24 protein-coding genes are annotated in these 17,636 nt (G+C 52.4%); 15 read left to right on the forward strand and 9 right to left on the reverse strand.

Annotated features, from left to right (window positions below):
• The first annotated feature begins 1 nt into the window (after position 1).
• The 4 genes from ftsE to CWE14_RS05360 all read left to right on the forward strand — a co-directional run bounded on the left by ftsE (position 2) and on the right by CWE14_RS05360 (position 3,057).
• Positions 2-706 (forward strand): cell division ATP-binding protein FtsE, encoded by a 705-nt coding sequence (ftsE, locus tag CWE14_RS05345; RefSeq protein WP_126798456.1) that lies wholly within the window; start codon positions 2-4, stop codon positions 704-706.
• Positions 703-1,689 (forward strand): permease-like cell division protein FtsX, encoded by a 987-nt coding sequence (ftsX, locus tag CWE14_RS05350; protein ID WP_126798457.1) that lies wholly within the window; start codon positions 703-705, stop codon positions 1,687-1,689. The genes ftsE and ftsX overlap by 4 nt, the downstream gene beginning before the upstream one ends.
• 242 nt (positions 1,690-1,931) lie before the next feature.
• Entirely contained in the window at positions 1,932-2,792 is an 861-nt protein-coding gene (gene rpoH, locus CWE14_RS05355) for an RNA polymerase sigma factor RpoH (protein ID WP_126798458.1), read from the forward strand.
• Between the two features lie 13 nt (positions 2,793-2,805).
• Positions 2,806-3,057 carry a YkgJ family cysteine cluster protein gene (locus CWE14_RS05360; RefSeq protein WP_126788714.1) on the forward strand — a complete coding sequence of 84 codons (252 nt, stop codon included), beginning with the start codon at positions 2,806-2,808 and terminating at the stop codon, positions 3,055-3,057.
• Between the two features lie 3 nt (positions 3,058-3,060).
• Here CWE14_RS05360 and CWE14_RS05365 read toward each other — a convergent pair whose 3' ends face one another.
• Together CWE14_RS05365 and gpmI are read right to left on the reverse strand one after the other, a co-directional pair.
• Positions 3,061-4,212, reverse strand: a complete 1,152-nt coding sequence (locus CWE14_RS05365) for a murein hydrolase activator EnvC family protein (RefSeq protein WP_126798459.1) — start codon at positions 4,210-4,212, stop codon at positions 3,061-3,063.
• Between the two features lie 7 nt (positions 4,213-4,219).
• Positions 4,220-5,767, reverse strand: coding sequence for a 2,3-bisphosphoglycerate-independent phosphoglycerate mutase (gene gpmI, locus CWE14_RS05370; protein WP_126798460.1), 1,548 nt, complete (start codon positions 5,765-5,767; stop codon positions 4,220-4,222).
• A 237-nt stretch (positions 5,768-6,004) separates the two neighbouring features.
• Here gpmI and CWE14_RS05375 point away from each other — a divergent pair, with 237 nt between their 5' ends.
• From CWE14_RS05375 to gpsA, 3 genes are read left to right on the forward strand one after another with little or no spacing between them, the layout of a single operon-like run.
• On the forward strand, positions 6,005-6,454 hold the full coding sequence (locus CWE14_RS05375) for a rhodanese-like domain-containing protein (RefSeq protein WP_126788711.1): 450 nt from the start codon (positions 6,005-6,007) through the stop codon (positions 6,452-6,454).
• Between the two features lie 33 nt (positions 6,455-6,487).
• Entirely contained in the window at positions 6,488-7,000 is a 513-nt protein-coding gene (gene secB, locus CWE14_RS05380; protein ID WP_126798461.1) for a protein-export chaperone SecB, read from the forward strand.
• A gap of 12 nt (positions 7,001-7,012) precedes the next feature.
• On the forward strand, positions 7,013-8,032 hold the full coding sequence (gpsA, locus tag CWE14_RS05385) for an NAD(P)H-dependent glycerol-3-phosphate dehydrogenase (RefSeq protein WP_126798462.1): 1,020 nt from the start codon (positions 7,013-7,015) through the stop codon (positions 8,030-8,032).
• A gap of 16 nt (positions 8,033-8,048) precedes the next feature.
• On the opposite strand, the gene radC is transcribed toward gpsA, so the two are convergent.
• Positions 8,049-8,729, reverse strand: a complete 681-nt coding sequence (gene radC / locus CWE14_RS05390; RefSeq protein ID WP_126798463.1) for a RadC family protein — start codon at positions 8,727-8,729, stop codon at positions 8,049-8,051.
• A gap of 162 nt (positions 8,730-8,891) precedes the next feature.
• Between radC and coaBC the strand changes: the two genes are divergently transcribed.
• From coaBC to CWE14_RS05420, 6 genes are all read left to right on the forward strand, one after another.
• Complete coding sequence (coaBC, locus tag CWE14_RS05395; RefSeq protein WP_126798464.1) at positions 8,892-10,130, forward strand: bifunctional phosphopantothenoylcysteine decarboxylase/phosphopantothenate--cysteine ligase CoaBC; 1,239 nt, start codon at positions 8,892-8,894, stop codon at positions 10,128-10,130.
• A 3-nt stretch (positions 10,131-10,133) separates the two neighbouring features.
• Positions 10,134-10,604 (forward strand): dUTP diphosphatase, encoded by a 471-nt coding sequence (dut, locus tag CWE14_RS05400; RefSeq protein WP_126798644.1) that lies wholly within the window; start codon positions 10,134-10,136, stop codon positions 10,602-10,604.
• 67 nt (positions 10,605-10,671) lie between these two features.
• A complete protein-coding gene (slmA, locus tag CWE14_RS05405) occupies positions 10,672-11,259 on the forward strand; it encodes a nucleoid occlusion factor SlmA (protein WP_126798465.1) in 588 nt (195 codons plus the stop codon).
• A 113-nt stretch (positions 11,260-11,372) separates the two neighbouring features.
• Entirely contained in the window at positions 11,373-11,609 is a 237-nt protein-coding gene (rpmB, locus tag CWE14_RS05410) for a 50S ribosomal protein L28 (RefSeq protein WP_126788705.1), read from the forward strand.
• A 19-nt stretch (positions 11,610-11,628) separates the two neighbouring features.
• On the forward strand, positions 11,629-11,784 hold the full coding sequence (gene rpmG / locus CWE14_RS05415) for a 50S ribosomal protein L33 (RefSeq protein ID WP_111568740.1): 156 nt from the start codon (positions 11,629-11,631) through the stop codon (positions 11,782-11,784).
• Between the two features lie 64 nt (positions 11,785-11,848).
• Complete coding sequence (locus CWE14_RS05420; protein WP_126798466.1) at positions 11,849-12,217, forward strand: hypothetical protein; 369 nt, start codon at positions 11,849-11,851, stop codon at positions 12,215-12,217.
• Positions 12,218-12,223: 6 nt separating this feature from the next.
• Here CWE14_RS05420 and CWE14_RS05425 read toward each other — a convergent pair whose 3' ends face one another.
• Positions 12,224-12,841 carry a 2OG-Fe(II) oxygenase gene (locus CWE14_RS05425; RefSeq protein WP_126798467.1) on the reverse strand — a complete coding sequence of 206 codons (618 nt, stop codon included), beginning with the start codon at positions 12,839-12,841 and terminating at the stop codon, positions 12,224-12,226.
• A 70-nt stretch (positions 12,842-12,911) separates the two neighbouring features.
• Here CWE14_RS05425 and CWE14_RS05430 point away from each other — a divergent pair, with 70 nt between their 5' ends.
• Together CWE14_RS05430 and mutM are read left to right on the forward strand one after the other, a co-directional pair.
• A complete protein-coding gene (locus CWE14_RS05430; protein ID WP_126798468.1) occupies positions 12,912-13,400 on the forward strand; it encodes a hypothetical protein in 489 nt (162 codons plus the stop codon).
• 11 nt (positions 13,401-13,411) lie between these two features.
• A complete protein-coding gene (gene mutM / locus CWE14_RS05435; protein ID WP_126798469.1) occupies positions 13,412-14,221 on the forward strand; it encodes a bifunctional DNA-formamidopyrimidine glycosylase/DNA-(apurinic or apyrimidinic site) lyase in 810 nt (269 codons plus the stop codon).
• Here the strand turns inward: mutM and CWE14_RS05440 are convergent.
• The 5 genes from CWE14_RS05440 to bioH all read right to left on the reverse strand — a co-directional run bounded on the left by CWE14_RS05440 (position 14,218) and on the right by bioH (position 17,592).
• Positions 14,218-14,889, reverse strand: a complete 672-nt coding sequence (locus CWE14_RS05440; RefSeq protein WP_157981780.1) for a GNA1162 family protein — start codon at positions 14,887-14,889, stop codon at positions 14,218-14,220. The two genes, mutM and CWE14_RS05440, sit on opposite strands and share 4 nt — an antisense overlap.
• Positions 14,876-15,337, reverse strand: coding sequence for a DUF4810 domain-containing protein (locus CWE14_RS05445; RefSeq protein ID WP_126798471.1), 462 nt, complete (start codon positions 15,335-15,337; stop codon positions 14,876-14,878). The genes CWE14_RS05440 and CWE14_RS05445 overlap by 14 nt, the downstream gene beginning before the upstream one ends.
• 11 nt (positions 15,338-15,348) lie before the next feature.
• On the reverse strand, positions 15,349-15,687 hold the full coding sequence (locus CWE14_RS05450) for a hypothetical protein (protein ID WP_126798472.1): 339 nt from the start codon (positions 15,685-15,687) through the stop codon (positions 15,349-15,351).
• A 32-nt stretch (positions 15,688-15,719) separates the two neighbouring features.
• Positions 15,720-16,667 carry a CsgG/HfaB family protein gene (locus tag CWE14_RS05455; protein WP_241972332.1) on the reverse strand — a complete coding sequence of 316 codons (948 nt, stop codon included), beginning with the start codon at positions 16,665-16,667 and terminating at the stop codon, positions 15,720-15,722.
• A gap of 172 nt (positions 16,668-16,839) precedes the next feature.
• Positions 16,840-17,592, reverse strand: a complete 753-nt coding sequence (bioH, locus tag CWE14_RS05460; protein WP_126798473.1) for a pimeloyl-ACP methyl ester esterase BioH — start codon at positions 17,590-17,592, stop codon at positions 16,840-16,842.
• Positions 17,593-17,636: the final 44 nt, after the last annotated feature.

Genomic DNA, 17,636 nt, shown 5'->3' on the forward strand with positions numbered 1-17,636 from the left:
TATGATTAAATTTGAGCAGGTCAGTAAAACCTATCCCGGTGGCTTCCAGGCGCTGAATCAGGTCAATTTTCATTTACGAGCAGGTGAACTGGCGTTCCTGACCGGTCATTCCGGGGCCGGTAAAAGTACGTTGCTGCGCTTAATTGCGTTGATGGAGCGTCCGAGCATTGGGCGAGTCTTAATTAATGGCCACGACCTGCGTAAAATTAAACGACGCCAGATCCCGTATGTGCGTCGTGATATTGGGGTTATTTTTCAGGACCACCGGCTGCTGATGGACAAAACTGTCTATGACAATGTCGCCTTACCCTTGCTGATTGAAGGGTACACCCATAAGGAAGCGGCCAAGCGGGTCAGCGCAAGCCTCGATAAAGTGGGGCTTGGCGGTAAAGAACGGCACTACCCGATTATGTTATCCGGCGGGGAGCAGCAACGTGTTGGTATTGCCCGCGCGATTGTAAATAAACCGCCGCTGTTACTCGCCGATGAGCCGACTGGTAACCTTGACCCTAAATTGTCGATGGACATCATGCGTTTGTTTGAGTCATTTAACAGTGTTGGTATGTCGGTGCTGATTGCGAGCCATGACCTTGGGCTGATTGCGCGCATGCGCTATCGCACCCTGACACTGAAAGACGGACGCATGATTGACGATGGGCTGGCTCATGATCATCATGGCGGCGCGTTGACAGGGAGCGAGTTATGAGTCTGTTGTTTCGTAGTAAGCGCGGCGAGCAGGGAGCCAAAATCACTCGTATCGGTCCGATACGTCGCTTTATTATGTTTTTCGTCTCCAATGCGCAACAGGCGGTGGGCAGCCTGGGCGAGTTATGGCGCACTCCGTTTGCGTCGCTGATGACCATTGCTGTGCTCGGACTTAGCCTGACGCTGCCAGCCACCTTATACGTGGTGGTTAAAAACAGCCAGGCAGTGGGTCAGCAGTGGGATAATCCGGCGGAGATCACTGCCTTTCTGGACAAAGACCTCAGTAGCCAACAGGTCGAAACGTTCCAGCGTCGGGTTAGCCTGATGGACGAAGTGGCGGAGGTCAGCCATATTTCACGCGAGGACGCCTTGCGGGAATTCAGGGAGTACTCCGGATTTGGTAGTGCGATTGATTATCTGGACAGCAACCCGTTGCCAGACGTCCTTATTATTACTCCGGTTCGTGATTACAGTTCGTCCGAACGTGCGTCGCAACTGCAGCGTAAACTAGCGAGCGAAAACGAAGTCAGTGAAGTCAAACTGGACCTGGATTGGGTCGAACGCCTGCAGGCACTGATCCAACTGATCGAAGATGCGCTAGGCGCACTGGCAATTTTGCTCTGTATTGCCGTGGTATTGATTGTTGGTAATACGATACGTCTGGGTATTTTGAACCGGCGTGACGAAATCATGATCATGAAGCTGGTCGGGGCGACGGACGGCTACATCCAGCGACCATTTTTATATACGGGTGCCTGGTATGGCGTGATAGGTGGCCTGATCGCCTGGTTGGCGACGTTTCTACTGATCTGGTGGATACGCGCCGCGGTATTACGGGTGACAGAACTCTACGACAGCCAGTTTCGTCTGCAGGGACTGAGTTTCAATGAGTTGTTAATTCTGTGGGCGGTGGCCGTTGGGCTCGGGTTATTGGGCTCCTGGATTGCGGTGCGGCGGCATGTGGCGGCGATAGAGCCACGCTAAGCGAAGCCGTCATCTGCCTGTCATACCCCTGGGCTAAACTGACCAGACTATAAGATTTTACAGCGCTTGAGATCGTCGTTGGCTCTGCTAGTATAGTGGGTCCGACGGAACTTTTTCACCGTTTCGGGCTCTGAACGAGTGCGATCTGTAGCGGACAGTCACTCTGGTAAACGTTTCTTCCGCTAAACTTCCGTTAAAGAAGTGCAGAGAGCTCTCCAAAGAACATGAACGCGAGGTAGTAAATGAGCACTAACGTTAACTCAATGGCACTTTCGGTTCCGCGCAGCGGAAGCCTGGAAGCCTATATTTCTTCGGTAAACAGCATTCCGATGCTAACTGCCGCGGAAGAAAAGTCATTGGCAGAACGTTTGCAAAATGAAGGCGACTTAGCGGCGGCTAAGCAGCTGATCATGTCGCATCTGCGTTTTGTCGTTCACATTGCCCGCGGATATTCAGGCTACGGCCTGCAGCAGGCGGATCTGATTCAGGAAGGTAACATCGGCCTGATGAAAGCCGTTAAACGCTTTGACCCAACGGTCGGCGTACGCCTGGTCTCTTTTGCAGTGCATTGGATCAAAGCTGAAATTCATGAGTTCGTTTTGCGTAACTGGCGTATTGTTAAAGTAGCGACCACCAAAGCGCAACGTAAGTTGTTCTTTAATCTGCGTAAAGCGAAAAAACGCCTGGGCTGGTTTAACCGTGCTGAAGTGGAAACTGTCGCCAGCGAACTGGGTGTAACCAGCGCTGAGGTGATGGAAATGGAGTCGCGTATGAGCGCCCATGACCCAGCCTTCGAACTAAGTTCTGATGACGATGATGCCCGTGAAGGCGGCAACTTCTCACCTGCTCAGTATCTCGAAGACAAGAGTACCGATGTTGCCAGTCAGGTAGAAAATGATGACTGGGACGCACATGCCAATAAACGTTTAGGCAAGGCCCTGCGTGCGCTTGACGAGCGCAGTCAGCATATTGTGCGGGCGCGCTGGCTGGACGACAGCAAAGTGACGTTACAGGATTTAGCAGAAGAATATCAGGTCTCGGCGGAACGTATCCGTCAGCTTGAGCAGAACGCGATGAAGAAACTGCGTTCCGCTATGCTTTAAATTGCCTTCTAGTATGCAATGCCGGAAGGGGTGTGGTGCTTGCTGCATCGCCCCTTCTATCTCTTCGCCTATTCCAGGCATGCCGAATGGCAAACCCGCCAATACTCCCTGTGTCCAGCTCGACAGCGATAATCTGTGTAAGCTCTTTGGCGATCCGCGTCGGCCTGACGTGTGTGCACAATTTAGTGCCGAAGCCTATGTTTGCGGTGACAACAGGGAGCAGGCATTGATTCTGCTGAGCACTCTGGAAGAGTCTACTTCCTGAGCCTTAGCGACGAATGTAGCGCACCGGGTCGACTGGATTGCCTTCATGGCGTATTTCGAAGTAAAGCCCCGGTCTTGACTGACCGCCACTTTGACCGGTCAAGGCAATGGTCTCGCCACTTCGAACGGCTTCACCGACGTCCCGGGTTAATGATTGATTGTAGCCATAGAGACTCATATAGCCTTCCCCATGGTCGACCACAACGACCAGCCCAAAGCCTCTTAACCAGTCTGAGAAAAGAACCCGGCCGTCGGCAATAACCCGCACCGGCTCTTCTGCATCGGTATTGATGATGAGCCCTTTCCAGTTCACCTGGCCGCTGCGGCGTTGACCAAAGGCATGACGAATCGAACCGTTAACAGGCGCGCGTAACTGCCCGCGTTGCGATGCCAGGCCAGCAAGCTTGATCTCCTGCTGGCTAATGACATCGTCTAATGCCGCAAGAAGTTCGGTCAGCTCCTGTTCGTCCTGCAGCATATCGGTTAATTCACGTTCTTCATTCTGTTGCGCGGTGCGCAGTTGCTGCGCGTTACGCTGCTGTGTTTGCTGCTCTTCGCGTAACTGTTGCCGTTGTTGTTCCTGACGGGCTATGGTGCGGCTCAGGTCGTCACGCTGCGACGTTAAGTCCTGTTCGACACTACGCAATTCCTGTTCGGTGGCGTGCAGTGCCTGGATCTGTTCCATTCGGGCCTGATTGAAATAGCGATAATAGGTCAGCAGACGTTCAATTCGTGCCGGGTCCTGCTGGTTTAATAGCATTTGGACGAAGTCGTTGCCTCCGCTGCGGTAGGCACTTTCAATCTGGTCGGCGAGCATTTCTGCCTGTTCCTGCAACTGCGCTTCAAGCACGCCTTGTTCCTGTTCCAGGTCACTGATACGGGACTGGTTCGCGTCCAGTTCAGCTTCGGTGCGGCGGATCTGTTGGGTGGTATCAGCGACTCGATTCTCGATGTCACGCAGTTCGCGCTCCAGTGAACTCAGTCGCTGTTGACGACGCTGGACTGATTCCCGACGCGATTCAATTTCGTTTTGCAGGGCTCGCAGTTGCTGTTGAGCTTGCTCGCGTTCCTGTTCGGTATCGGGTTGTGCATTGCTACTTGCTGCCATCAGGCAGCAACATGCTCCGAAAAGAATCAGGCCAGGCCGCCATGTCATCAATTACTTATCCTTGTTTTAGCTGCATTAAAGGTTTACCGGTCATTTCATCCGGCTGTGCTAACCCAAGTAAATGCAAGATGGTCGGCGCTACATCCGACAGCCGCCCATCACTTACCGGGGTCGCGTCGCGACCGACGTAGATAAAGGGCACCGGTAAACTGGTGTGGGCGGTGTGCGACTGCCCGGTGTGATGATCGGCCATTTGCTCAGCATTGCCGTGGTCTGCGGTAATCAGGCACTCACCATGATTACGTTCAAGGGCTTCAAGCACACGACCAATACAGGCATCGACGGCTTCACAGGCCTTTACTGCAGCGTCAAAGTTGCCGGTATGTCCAACCATGTCGCCATTAGGGTAATTACACACGATAACATCGTATTCGCCACTGTCGATTGCCTTTACTAAGGCATCGGTCAGTTCAGTAGAACTCATTTCGGGCTTAAGATCATAGGTCGCTACATCAGGCGAGGGGATCAGTACGCGTTTCTCGCCCGGGAATTCCTGTTCGCGTCCACCACTAAAGAAAAACGTGACGTGGGCATATTTTTCAGTCTCGGAAATACGCAGTTGAGTGCGGTCATGTTTGGCCAGCCACTCGCCTAATACATTGCTCAGCGCATCGGGCGGGAAGGCAACCGGCGCTTTAATATCTGCCGCGTACTCGGTCAACATCACAAAGCTGGCGAGGGCCGGGTGCTGGTTACGTTGAAAGTTGCTGAAGTCAGTTTCAACAAAGGCCCGGGTCAATTCACGTGCCCGGTCGGCACGGAAATTCATGAAAATCACTGCGTCGCCGTCACTGATTGGGGTGTGCTCACCGATCCAGCTTGGTTGCACAAACTCGTCGCTTTCGTCGCGGTTGTAGGCGGCTTCTAATGCGCTCTCGGCACTGTCATAGACCTCGGCCTGGCACTCGGTAAGTAAACGATAGGCACGTTCAACCCGGTCCCAGCGGTTATCACGGTCCATTGCGTAATAACGGCCGATCAGACTGCCAAAGCGGCCTTTTCCAAGTTCAGTGAAACATTGCTGAAACCGCTGCAGGCTCGGCTTCGCCGAGCGTGGAGGGGTGTCCCGGCCGTCGAGGAAGCCGTGCACAATAACGTCTTTAGCACCTTTGTGAGCCGCCATTCTGACCATCGCCAGCAAATGCTCCTCATGGCTGTGCACACCACCGGGAGATAGCAGGCCCATAATATGGACTTTGCCGCCGGCCAGGCTGGCCTGTTGGATAGCGTCGTTGAGGACCTGATTGTCTTCAAAGGTGGCGTCGTCAATGGCTTTACTGATGCGGGTGAAGTCCTGATAAACAATGCGACCGGCACCCAGGTTGACGTGACCTACTTCGGAGTTACCCATTTGTCCGTCGGGGAGGCCAACGGCCATACCGGACCCATCAATCTGGGTGTTCGGGCGGGTTTTGTATAATTCGTCCAGCACTGGGGTGTGTGCCGCTGCAATCGCATTATCAGGGGCGTCTTCACGTAAACCCCAGCCATCAAGAATTAAAAGAGCGAGTGTTTTTTTGCGAGCGCCTGGCGACGTATTCATAAACTGCCTCAATTAGATTAGTCGTCTGCAGAAAACCGGTTTTATCCAGGTGATTTACAATAGTGTCAACATTTTACTGCAAACTGGCTATTTAAGCACCCGTCCAGACGGAGATTTTACTGGTAACTCAAATTTGAGTCGGTATACTTTGGGGCTCGATTTTATGCCGTCAGGCGAGCTACAGCGACGTTTTTCGGTTCAGGCAGCAAAAGATTCAACGGGAGTTGCAGCAGTAACATGAATGAATTTATCGATTTTGCGACCGAGCATTACATTCTTACCACTGCATGGTTAGTGGCGTTTTTCCTCTTGGTCAATAGCCTTATTAAGGGCGGTTTATCCTCAGCTAAAATGTTAAAACCGCAGGAAGCGACCATTGCTGTAAACCGGGGTGGTGTCTTTGTCGATGTTCGTTCGGCAGATGAATTCAGCCAGGGGCATATCCAGGGGGCTCGTAATATCAGCCTGGAGCAACTTAAAGCCGGTGAAACAAAAAACCTTGAAAAATTTAAGGACGCCCCCATCGTTGTAGTATGCAACCATGGTAACACGGCTAAACAGGGCGCAGTTGCCCTTGAGAAAGCAGGATTTTCACAAGCGTCAGTGCTGCAAGGTGGGATGTTTGCATGGAAAAATGCCAGTTTCCCGGTTTCTAAGTCGAAAACCTCTGGTAAGAAATCAAAATAATCTTATTCAACAACATTTAGGCAGGAATTTATTATGGCTGATGAAAAGCAACCAGCACAGCAAAATGGCGCCGCTCAAGGTGAGCAACAACAACCTCAATTCGCAATTCAGCGTATCTTTCTGAAAGATGTTTCTTTCGAAGCGCCGAATGCTCCTGATGTTTTCCGTAAAGAATGGAAGCCTGAGCTAAACGTTGATATGAACGTTGGCAACAAGAAAATTGATGAAGGCGTGTATGAAGTAACCTTAACGCTAACAGCTAAAAACACCGTAGAAGGTGAAACCGCGTTTCTGTGCGAAGTGGCGCAGTCTGGTATCTTCAGTGTTTCTGAAGAAATGCCTGAGCCGAATAAAGCGCATACTCTGGGTGCGTTCTGCCCTAACATCCTATTCCCATACGCACGTGAAGCCATCAGCAGCCTGGTCACCCGTGGTACTTTCCCACAGTTAAACCTGGCGCCGGTCAACTTTGATGCGGTTTTCGCTCAGCACATGCAACAGCAGCAAGCGCAACAGCAAGCCGCTGAGCAAAAGCAGGACGCGTAAGCGAGTCATATTGTGACGACATCGGTAGCGAACAACGCAATTACCGTATTAGGGGCGGGGTCTTATGGCACCGCCCTTGCTATTTGTATTGCGAGAAAAGGGGTCCCGCTAACGCTGTGGGGGCGCAATCAGGACGACATTGAAACCATGCGGAGCAAGCGTGAAAACACCCGCTATCTGCCGGATATTCAGTTGCCTGATACCATTACCCTGCAAGCGGACCTGGCCAAAGCGGTGGCGGATGCCGATACCATTTTGGTGGTGGTTCCCAGTTATGGTTTTGCGGACGTACTGCAACAGATCAAGCCTCACTTGCGTCCGAATGCGCGGGTTGCCTGGGCAACCAAAGGGCTTGAACCTGGCACTGGGCGTCTGCTATCAGACGTTGCCGTGGATGTGTTGGGACCGAAGCGGGGCCTGGCTGTCTTATCGGGACCTACGTTCGCCGGCGAGATGGCCCGTGGCATGCCCACTGCGATCGCAGTGGCGTCGAACCAGCCCAATTTTGTCAATGAGCTGTCTGAAATTCTGCACTGCGATAAATCGTTCAGGGTCTATCAGAACGACGACTTTACCGGCATGCAGCTAGGTGGTGCGGTGAAAAATATTATCGCCATTGGTGCTGGTATGGCTGACGGCATCGGCTTCGGGGCCAATACCCGGACCGCCCTGATCACCAGGGGCCTAGCTGAGTTAACCCGCTTAGGCCTGGCGGTGGGTGGCAAACCGGAAACCTTTACCGGAATGGCTGGGCTCGGCGATTTGATTCTGACCTGCACCGATAACCAGTCGCGGAACCGTCGTTTCGGCATGGCCTTGGGCGAAGGAAAAACTGTTGAACAGGCAGTCAAAGAGATTGGCCAGGCAGTAGAAGGGTACCGCAATACCAAGGAAGTCTACGAGCTTGCTAAGCGCTATGACGTAGAAATGCCGATCGTCGAACAAATCTACCTGGTGCTGTATGAAGGCAAAGACCCGATGCAGGCGTCTCAGGACCTGCTGGCTCGAGCGCGCACCACGGAAGGGCTGTAGTTACTTACTGCTGGCCTTAGAGCATCCCGCGTTCAGCGAAGGACACGGTGCCTTCACCGCCGATGACGAAGTGGTCCAGTAAGCCAACATCGATCACTTCCAGAGCGCGTTTGATCCGCTCGGTAACTTTCTGATCGGCCAGACTGGGTTCAGCGACGCCAGACGGGTGATTGTGGGCGATGATGACCGCCGCGGCATTGTGCTGCATCACCAGTTTAACAATTTCCCGCGGATAGACCGGCGCGGCGTTGATAGTGCCCATAAACAGTTCCGTGTAGTGTAACAGTCTATGCTGAGTATCCAGTAGCAGCACAGCAAAGACTTCACGCGGCTGGTGACGCAACTGGGTAGCCAGGTAGTCGCGAACCAGTGACGGGCGTGTGAAGCCCTCTCCGCGACTTAGTGCCGCAGCCAGATAGCGTTTGGAAAGCTCAAGCACTGCCTGCAACTGAATACTGCGCGCCGGACCGATACCATTAAGTGCACACAGCTGCTTGCCCTCCATGGCCAGTAAGGGGGCGAGTCCACCGCTTTGCTGCAGTAACTCGCGCGCCCAGTTAATGACATTCTTTCCAGCTGTACCAGTCCCAAAGAGCAGTGCCAGTAGTTCGGCATCACTTAATGACTGGCTGCCGTGACGAATAAACTTTTCCCTCGGCCGTTCTTCAAGCGGCCAGTTTTTGATTACGTTGTCCATGCAACTACTCCCTGTTAACTTGTTCCCTGACTATTGTCCGCCGCTCAGCCCTGAGCTAGTAAGCACTTACAGCCTAGCCAAGGTAGGTGCCAAATGCCTATAGGTCGTGGTATCTTAAGCTAAATTTGCGACATATCGGCGACTTCAGAGATGACTTCAGAGATGGAAAACCAACAGTCTAAGCGCGTCATTCTGGCCCTGACCGGTGGCATCGCCGCCTATAAAACGCCAGAAATCGTACGCCGTTTGAAAGAACGAGGGATTGAAGTAAGAGTTGTGATGACCGCAGGGGCTAAGTCGTTTATCACGCCGCTGACCATGCAGGCCGTTTCAGGTCTGCCGGTTCATGATGACCTACTCGACCCGGCTGCAGAAGCAGGCATGGGCCATATTGAACTAGCCAAGTGGGCAGATTTAATTCTGGTCGCCCCGGCAACCGCTAGTGTGATGGCTAAGCTGGCACATGGACAGGCGGATGACTTGCTTGGCACCTTGTGTCTGGCCACAGCAGCGCCTGTTGCAATTGCGCCGGCGATGAACCAGCAAATGTGGGCGGCGCTAGCCACCCAGCGTAATCTGGCTCAGTTACGTGCCGACGGCAAACTTATCTGGGGGCCGGGCGAGGGCTCGCAAGCTTGTGGAGATGTCGGCTCGGGACGCATGCTGGAACCCGCTGAGCTTATCAACCGGGTTATTCAACAGCTCGAAGGCAGGAGCATGTTATTGGCCGGCACCCGAGTGATGATCACGGCGGGCCCAACCCGTGAAGCACTCGATCCGGTGCGTTATATCAGCAATCATAGTTCCGGTAAGATGGGCTTTGCGCTGGCCGAAGCAGCGCGAGCGGCAGGCGCCGAGGTTACTTTGATTGCCGGGCCGGTCACTTTGCCTACCCCCTCGGGTGTGACCCGGATTGACGTTGAGTCTGCGTTGCAGATGCAAGCAGCAGTCGATGCCAGAATAGCAGAGCAGGACGTCTTTATAGGCTGTGCCGCAGTAGCCGACTACCGTGCCGCCGAGGTTGCTGAACACAAGATGAAGAAGAAAGGCACAGAAGACGACCAGCTTGAGCTGCGGCTGATTAAAAATCCGGATATTCTGGCTAGTGTCGCGACTATTTCGCAGTCACGCCCTTATACTATGGGGTTTGCGGCCGAAACACAGGATGTAGCAGATTATGCGATAGGCAAGCTCGAACGCAAAGGTCTGGATATGATTGCGGCCAATGATGTGAGTGTGGCAGGCAACGGATTCAATAGTGATGCCAATAGCATCGAGCTGTTTTGGCGCAATGGCCCCACGGATATTGCGCATGAGTCGCTTGGTAGTGCCAGCAAACGAGAGCTGGCAGAAAAAATTGTCCAACATCTGAGTCAACAACTACAGCAACGAGAACACTGAATGATGAATAACAACCCAGGCAAGAAAGTGGATATAAAAGTACTGGATCCGAAAATGGGTCAGGAGATCGCGTTACCTGAATACGCAACACCGGGTTCAGCGGGTTTAGATTTACGCGCCTGTCTGGACGCGCCGCTCCACATAGAGCCGGGAGAAACCGTTTTAATCGGCACCGGGCTGGCGATGCATATTGCTGATCCAGGCCTTGCTGCAACCATTTTGCCGCGCTCCGGGCTTGGCCATAAACATGGTATCGTACTTGGAAACCTGGTCGGTTTAATTGATTCGGATTACCAGGGCGAGCTGAAAGTGTCATTGTGGAACCGCAGTGACAACGCGTACAGGGTTGAACCCGGTGAACGTATTGCACAAATGGTGATAGTGCCAGTGGTGCAGGTGGAGTTTAATCTAGTCGATGAGTTTACTGACAGTAGTCGTGGGGAAGGCGGCTTCGGTCATTCAGGAACGCAATAAGCTACACAGATACACACTACGATAAAAATAACGCAGCATATATCAGGGATTAAAGAAGGACCCACACATGTCACAGCCGAAAACCAATCGTCGCGAGGCTATTTTGCAGAGCCTCACTACCATGCTTGAAAATAGCCCGGGGAAACCTATCACAACGGCGCGTCTGGCCGCAGAGGTCGGTGTATCGGAAGCGGCTCTATACCGCCATTTTCCGTCTAAAGCGCGCATGTTCGAGGCGTTGCTGGACTATCTGGAAGATATTTTGCTGGGTGGTATTAACCGCATTCTCGAACATGAAAAGGATAGCACCGAACGGGTTCGCCTGAGTGTCCGCCTGTTACTGGATTTCGCCACGCGAAGTCCTGGTATGGCGCGCATTTACACTGGGGATGCATTAAGCGGGGAGCATGAACGCCTGCGTCACCGTGTTGCAGCGATCGCAGATAAGATCGAAGCACAGTTTAAACAGATGCTTCGCGAGCGACGGATTCGTGACGGGCTGACGTCGAGCATGGAAGAAGGCATTTTAGCCAATTGGGTACTAGCTTTTGTAGAGGGGAAGATCGTACAATTCGTGCGTTCTGGTTTTACCCGCAAACCAATCGATCATTTTGATCAGCAATGGTCACTAATTGAGCAGCAACTAAAAAATTAAGCGGTTTTACTTGCTTTTACCGCTCAAATTTTGTATAAATTGCGCCCTCGAATTTAAGGCAAGGCCACCGCGGCGAAAGGCGAGCTTGCAAGCAATTTTTGGAGTAAATGAAAATGTCACGAGTATGCCAAGTTACAGGTAAGCGACCTGTGGTTGGAAACAACCGCTCACACGCGCGCAACGCAACGCGTCGTCGTTTCCTGCCAAACCTGCAGACTCACCGTTTCTGGGTTGAGAGCGAGAAACGTTGGGTGAAGCTGCGTATTTCTACTAAAGGAATGCGTATTATTGATAAGAACGGCATTGACGCAGTATTGGCAGGTTTACGTGCCGATGGCGTTAAAGTCTAAATAAAGGGAGCTCATTACGATGCGCGATAAGATCCGTTTAGTATCTTCAGCTGGTACAGGCTTCTTTTATACCACTGATAAAAACAAACGCACCATGCCTGAGAAAATGGAGATCAAAAAGTTTGATCCGAAAATTCGCAAGCATGTGATTTTCAAAGAAGCGAAAATCAAGTAAGTAGTGTTTGTTAAAAGCCCGGCCCTGGCCGGGTTTTTTGTATCTGCAATCTGGCCAGCCAACCATGTTCCGATTAATTTCCAGTAGCCGCCTTGTTAAGCCAATTTTCCTCTTGGTTATGCTTTCCTATGTGCCACCTTTTCTTTGGTATTTGATTAGCGGGCAAGGCTTCTATCAGCACGGCTACCATGTCTTGCTGGTACTGCTTGCCTCCGGGCCTGCTACCGGTGCCACTTTGCGCTGGCCGTTGCTGGCGACGTTTCTGATTGCCTCGATGCTGCTCAATCTACTGATTCTGGTATTGGACACGGCGGGACTGCGGCTGAACGCCTCGATATCTCTTGCTGCGCTGGTGTTACTAGCGCTGAGTGTGCTCTGGTACTATTTGGTTTGGGGATTAGTGCTGTATCTGCGCTGGCGTAAAAAACGCTAGCCTGGTTTAGCGGGGTGGATCGATAATACCGCTAATTGAACTGTTAAGACGAAACCAGCCGGTGATGCTGAAGCGTTCTTTTAGTCCGGTTTTCACTTCATGGACGAACCGATCGCTGAGAAAAATCACCATGGTACCTAAAGTCGGCAGCACCTCTGTCAGTACCTCACCGCGCTCACCATACAGCACAAGCTCGCCGCCATCGGCTTTGCTCCATTGTGGATTGAGATACAGCACAGTGGTGAGGATGCGGTTGCTGCGACCTTTAAACGCGTCCAGGTGTTTTTTATAGAAAGCGCCCGGACGGTAACGGGCCAGATGAGCTTCGTAATCGAACAGGCCCATGAACAACTCCCGATTGAGTCCCTGCCGCAGCTGGTCCATGTGCGTCAGGTAATCGGATTCAACACCATGCTGTTTGTCCAGCCAATGGATGGTATCGCTGCGGACATTGGTATTAATGGTTTGCTGTTGCTGACGGCCAATCGCAGCTAGCTGCCACTGGCTGTCATCCAGTGATTGAGCATAACGATAGAACTGCAGAGCTTTCTGTTGGCTAAAAAATTGTGGCACAATGAAATAACCGTGCTCGGCGAGCTCGTCGGCAATACCAGAAATATCCAAGTGTGGTGTTTCCTTTAGTCAAACGGCGCACAATATATAGTGTTCTGGCGAACAAGTGAACAGGCATAATATGAAAAAAACACAGTCTGACCAACGTAGTATTTTCGGGATCACGCTTTCAAAGCGGGGCTGGAACAACGTGATCATTTACGTTGTGTTAGCTTTTATGTTTATTTTCTACTTCCTTGGTCATGATAGCAGCCGAAATGCATCTGACGAGTCTTTCCGCCCATTTGCGGTCTTTAACATTGTTGAGTTACGTGACCAGCAACATGATCTTGTTCGCGTGGGCAACCAATGGGAATTGCGCGGCGGGCAGTTGACCAGTGCAGAGCAAAGCAACTGGCTGGATGCCTGGCAAAGTCTTACCCTGAAACCTTACGACGGCCTTCTGGAAGGCGAAGAATATGCGGTCGAAGTCAGTGTGGCGGATCAGAACGGCGTACTTAAAATTGCGGTGTTCTTTCAGCCGAACCAAGTTCTGGTAGCGTTGCCTGGTTACGATACCGTGTTTTTGGCCACCCATGAGCAAGCCACCAGCTTACGACCGCCGCGATAGGCAGCAACGATATGCCAGAATTACCCGAAGTAGAAACCAGCCGACGCGGAATTGAACCGCATATTGTCGGCAACCCTGTGGTTCAGGTACGAGTCCATCAGCCTCAGCTGCGCTGGCCAATACCGGCTAGTGTGCAGCTGATAAGCGGGCAGGCGATCACTAGCGTTGAACGCCGTGCCAAGTACTTGTTATTGCACACAGCACCCGGCATTCTAATCATTCATTTGGGTATGTCCGGTGCGTTACGCATTGTTGATGCAGCGTTACCACGCAGTAAACACGACCATTTTGAAATTGAATTCGCTTCAGGCCAGGTACTGCGCCTGAATGACCCGCGACGTTTTGGTGCTGTACTGTGGCAGGAGCACGGCAGCGAATTGTCTGTGCTTAGTCGCCTTGGCCCGGAACCGTTGACCGATGAGTTCAGCGGACAGCGTCTTTATACCTTGTCGCGCTCGCGACGCAGCGCAGTAAAAACCTTTATTATGGATAATGCAGTGGTCGTAGGGGTTGGCAATATCTATGCAACCGAAGCGCTGTTTGCGGCGGGTATTGACCCGCGACGTGCGGCCGGGCGTATTTCGCTGGCACGGTATCAGGTGCTGAGCAGTGCAATTAAAGCAGTATTAACTAAAGCGATTGAACAAGGCGGCACCAGCTTAAAAGACTTTACCCAGGCGGACGGCAAGCCTGGGTACTTTAAGCAGGAGCTGCTGGTGTATGGCCGCGCCGGAGAGCCCTGTGTAAGCTGTCAGACGGTGCTGGAAACAATTCAGCTAGGGCAGCGTGCTTCTGTCTATTGTCGTCGTTGTCAGCGCTAGCGAGCGTCGTCCTGCGCTGATCGAAGGATCTCCGCTCGTTCTGCGGCTGAGATGAAACGGGGGTGGTAGGGGCCATGCGGCAAACTTGAAAATGCCCGTCGGTTCATTTCTCGTGCCAGCGGAATATAGTCTTGCTGCGCCGTGTTTAACGCGGTTTCCAGTAAGGCTCCCAGCAGACTGCTGCTGTCTCCTCCGGTATTTACCGATTGTCGCTCATTAGCCTGCCAGACAACCTCGCCGGTATGGGTCGAGACCAGTTGATACTGAGCAGCGACGGTAACCGACCCACCGATCACCAAGTAACTGGTATCCCATGCAACCAGCGTGGTTTGCAATACCATGTCGGCACCAAACAATTCATAGAAACGGCGTGGGTCGACGCTCTCAAGCTGAGCGCCGTCTATAATCCCCTGATCACGTAACAGCTGTTGGGTCAGTTGACTGGGGAATACGTAAAACCCGGCCCGGGTTAAAGGCACCGCAAGGCTGGTATAGAAAAGATCCGGCGCCTGAGCTGCGGTCGTCCGATTGGCTGGCGGCAGGACGAGTACGCTGCGCATATTGGGTGAATTGAAATACGCGTATTCATCGGGCGGAGCTGAACTGGCACATGCACTCAGGGTCAGCGCCACGACAAGGGCGAGAACCACTGTTTTAAGATGGGTCATTGGCTTGCTCCTCAGTGGCATTCTGGTCCGTGGCTGGGCCTGCTGGTTTGTCGTTTTCGTCGGTCACCACAGGCTCAGGTACAACCACAGGTGGCACGACATCGGCAAACCAGCGCCGAATGAACAGGTTCGACTCAGGATAAAGCTGACGCTCACGATTAACGTAGTACGCGTAGGTCTGCTGATTGCCTAACTGGCGTTCGTAGTTAGCAAGCTCAAGTAAGGTACCGGGAGGCGGTGGCCAGCCACGACTGTCGCTGACCGCAACGATATTACGCAGGGTATCGATGTGGCGTTGGCGGGCCTGGTCGCCAGGCGTATTCTCAAGCTCATAATAGCTCGATTCATAGCTACCCCAGTACATCCCTTGCCGTGGTTGGCTGGCGCAGGCTGAGAGGAGCAGACAGAGACTGATTATGAGCCCGTGGCGTAAGCGTAATTTAGTCATATGAGTTTAGGTCAGGGCACACGAATGGCGACAGCGTTTCCATTGGAAACGTACAGCTCGCGGTTTATCAAAACTCTGTCGTTGCGGTATATCTGCACATGCAAAGGCCCCGGTGAAACTTCAAAGGCGGCAAAGCGCTGACCTTCAAGTTGAAAGGTCCGGGTCTTGCCTTCACGCAGCGTGATTGGGTCCTGGCTGTTGATGATCAGAACAGTTCCCATGAAGTTACCGGTAAGATGTAAAAAGGCCTGCTCGCTGGCTGGCTGTGTGACCCGTTCATAACTGCTGGTGCAGGCATTGAGCACCAGTAGGGCGAACGCGACACTGATAATGGTTATAAAACGGGGCATAGTCAATTCCTTAAAGACAGAATATCGGTTATCTACTCGGCGCGTATGACCAGGTTATCGAAGTCGTCGCTCAACTCGGTATCGCTGCGTACCAGCGATAACTCATTGTCACCACGACCAATAAAGTCGATGACCTCAATTTGACCGAGTCGAGTCGGAGGAAGTTCGATGTTGAGCCCTGTTTGTGGGTTCTTAACCTGCTCACCACGACGATAAAGGACCAGTTGCTCACCCCGGCTAAGACCCTGCTGCGAGCCACCGGTCATTAATAAATGGCCGTCCTGACGACCTATTAAATAGGCCTGCCAGGGCTTATCCAAAAGATTCTCCATCAGGTTGCTGACCAGCTGTGATATCGCGGCTGAGACCGCTTGATCTGCCAGCGCGGTGTTGAATGCCGCGCGCTCACCTACGCCAAAGGTAGTGCTTGCCTCGGCCCGGGCTTCGCCACTGGCCTCTTCCGAAAAGACGATTTGTCCGTTGCTGGTGTCAACCAAGCGCACGTTTACTGTGGCCCGCGCTTGCTGGATACGGTTACGGGTGAAAATGCCGGTTTCACTAACATTAGAATGACCAAATTCGGAGACTGAACCGACAATAAGGTAATCCGCGCCGACCCGACTCGGTTCAAGGTTGGCGTAGTTTTGTTCTGCGATAACCTGGTTCAGGTCAGTTCGCTCTAACATAATGAAACGACCGCTGTCGGTTAGTCTGGAGGCAAGAATATCACTTGCCTGTTTGCCCAGACGGTCAAAATTGTCATCCACAAAAAAGCTACTGCCGCGACGAGTTTCATCACTAAAGCGGGCAATGGCGACGCGTCGTTTCAGCCCTTCATAAGGTTCATCCTGCTGCAGACTTGGACTAACCTGCGGCGATGACGGGGTCGGATTCACCCGTTCATTGGTTGAAGTGGCACAGGCAGCCAGAGTGATGCTTATGAGAAGTAAAAGTGCCGATCGAAAAGGGGAGCGAATCATAGTTATCGAGTCCTTGATGGTAAGTAGTCAAACGCTGCTAAGTATAGAAAACAAACATATTTATGCTACATAAATGTAGAGTAACTTACTGCAAAACAGATACAAATACCTGAGCTTACTTTAGTCGCTTTTTGCCGCCTGTGGTGGCTCTTTGCTGACGTTTTACATTGTCTTACATTGTCGCCTTAATCCAGTCAATAAAATCCTCAGGCTGATTGAGAAAGGGAGCATGTGCACTGCTGGCAAAAATTTCACAGTCACCTGATGTAATCTGATTTGCAACCGCCACTGGTACCAGGCTGTCGAGCCGACCATAGGCGCGGTAGAAGGGCATACTCAGTTGCGACAACTGGTCGCGCAGGTCAACTTTTTCCAGCCAGTTTAAACCCGCTTGCAGTGCTTCGGGGACCGGCAACGGTTTTTTTAGCAGCAGTGCCTGCAACTGCTTGATATCATTTCGGGCGGAGGGAGCCCCCATTGCCTGCACCGCTAAGAAGCGTTTCAGCGTGGTCTTAAAGTCATCCCTTAGCTGAGCCTGAAACGCCTTTAATACGGTGGGGTCCATGCCGGGCCATCCGTCGTCAGGTCGACTGACGAAGCAAGGGGAGCTGGCGACTGTATACAGCCCGGTGACGCAATGTGGATGACGCAACGCCAGTGTAGTGGCGAGCAAGCCACCCATAGACCAACCAAGTACCGCCGCCTGTCCGGTCGGAGTATGGGTTTGAATATAATCAGCCAGATAGTCCGCAACGGCGCTGGCTTCAGTCAAGTCGTCTTTCCACTGCGCGTCACCAAAGCCAGGCAAATCAAGGGCATGAACGTCGATTGAGCCTGGAATGGCTTGCTCAAGCTGAGGTTTTATCGATTCCCAGACTGCGGCGTTCAACCCCCAGCCGTGAAGCAGAACCAAACTTTGCGCCATGGCTGACTCCTGTTTATAGGGTAAAGGTTCATACTAAACCCATG

The organism is Aliidiomarina soli (assembly GCF_003986975.1).
Classification (GTDB): Bacteria; Pseudomonadota; Gammaproteobacteria; order Enterobacterales; family Alteromonadaceae; genus Aliidiomarina; species Aliidiomarina soli.

Coding starts and splice junctions, on each gene's coding strand:
- CWE14_RS05365 (WP_126798459.1), bottom strand. CDS start 4,212: ATGACATGGCGGCCTGGCCTGATTCTTTTCGGAGCATGTTGCTGCCTG.
- ftsX (WP_126798457.1), top strand. CDS start 703: ATGAGTCTGTTGTTTCGTAGTAAGCGCGGCGAGCAGGGAGCCAAAATC.
- radC (WP_126798463.1), bottom strand. CDS start 8,729: ATGGACAACGTAATCAAAAACTGGCCGCTTGAAGAACGGCCGAGGGAA.
- CWE14_RS05420 (WP_126798466.1), top strand. CDS start 11,849: ATGTTCCGATTAATTTCCAGTAGCCGCCTTGTTAAGCCAATTTTCCTC.
- CWE14_RS05375 (WP_126788711.1), top strand. CDS start 6,005: ATGAATGAATTTATCGATTTTGCGACCGAGCATTACATTCTTACCACT.
- CWE14_RS05445 (WP_126798471.1), bottom strand. CDS start 15,337: ATGACTAAATTACGCTTACGCCACGGGCTCATAATCAGTCTCTGTCTG.
- rpmB (WP_126788705.1), top strand. CDS start 11,373: ATGTCACGAGTATGCCAAGTTACAGGTAAGCGACCTGTGGTTGGAAAC.
- CWE14_RS05450 (WP_126798472.1), bottom strand. CDS start 15,687: ATGCCCCGTTTTATAACCATTATCAGTGTCGCGTTCGCCCTACTGGTG.
- secB (WP_126798461.1), top strand. CDS start 6,488: ATGGCTGATGAAAAGCAACCAGCACAGCAAAATGGCGCCGCTCAAGGT.
- bioH (WP_126798473.1), bottom strand. CDS start 17,592: ATGGCGCAAAGTTTGGTTCTGCTTCACGGCTGGGGGTTGAACGCCGCA.
- rpmG (WP_111568740.1), top strand. CDS start 11,629: ATGCGCGATAAGATCCGTTTAGTATCTTCAGCTGGTACAGGCTTCTTT.
- CWE14_RS05440 (WP_157981780.1), bottom strand. CDS start 14,889: ATGACCCATCTTAAAACAGTGGTTCTCGCCCTTGTCGTGGCGCTGACC.
- CWE14_RS05455 (WP_241972332.1), bottom strand. CDS start 16,667: ATGATTCGCTCCCCTTTTCGATCGGCACTTTTACTTCTCATAAGCATC.
- ftsE (WP_126798456.1), top strand. CDS start 2: ATGATTAAATTTGAGCAGGTCAGTAAAACCTATCCCGGTGGCTTCCAG.
- gpmI (WP_126798460.1), bottom strand. CDS start 5,767: ATGAATACGTCGCCAGGCGCTCGCAAAAAAACACTCGCTCTTTTAATT.
- dut (WP_126798644.1), top strand. CDS start 10,134: ATGAATAACAACCCAGGCAAGAAAGTGGATATAAAAGTACTGGATCCG.
- coaBC (WP_126798464.1), top strand. CDS start 8,892: ATGGAAAACCAACAGTCTAAGCGCGTCATTCTGGCCCTGACCGGTGGC.
- slmA (WP_126798465.1), top strand. CDS start 10,672: ATGTCACAGCCGAAAACCAATCGTCGCGAGGCTATTTTGCAGAGCCTC.
- rpoH (WP_126798458.1), top strand. CDS start 1,932: ATGAGCACTAACGTTAACTCAATGGCACTTTCGGTTCCGCGCAGCGGA.
- CWE14_RS05360 (WP_126788714.1), top strand. CDS start 2,806: ATGCAATGCCGGAAGGGGTGTGGTGCTTGCTGCATCGCCCCTTCTATC.
- mutM (WP_126798469.1), top strand. CDS start 13,412: ATGCCAGAATTACCCGAAGTAGAAACCAGCCGACGCGGAATTGAACCG.
- CWE14_RS05430 (WP_126798468.1), top strand. CDS start 12,912: ATGAAAAAAACACAGTCTGACCAACGTAGTATTTTCGGGATCACGCTT.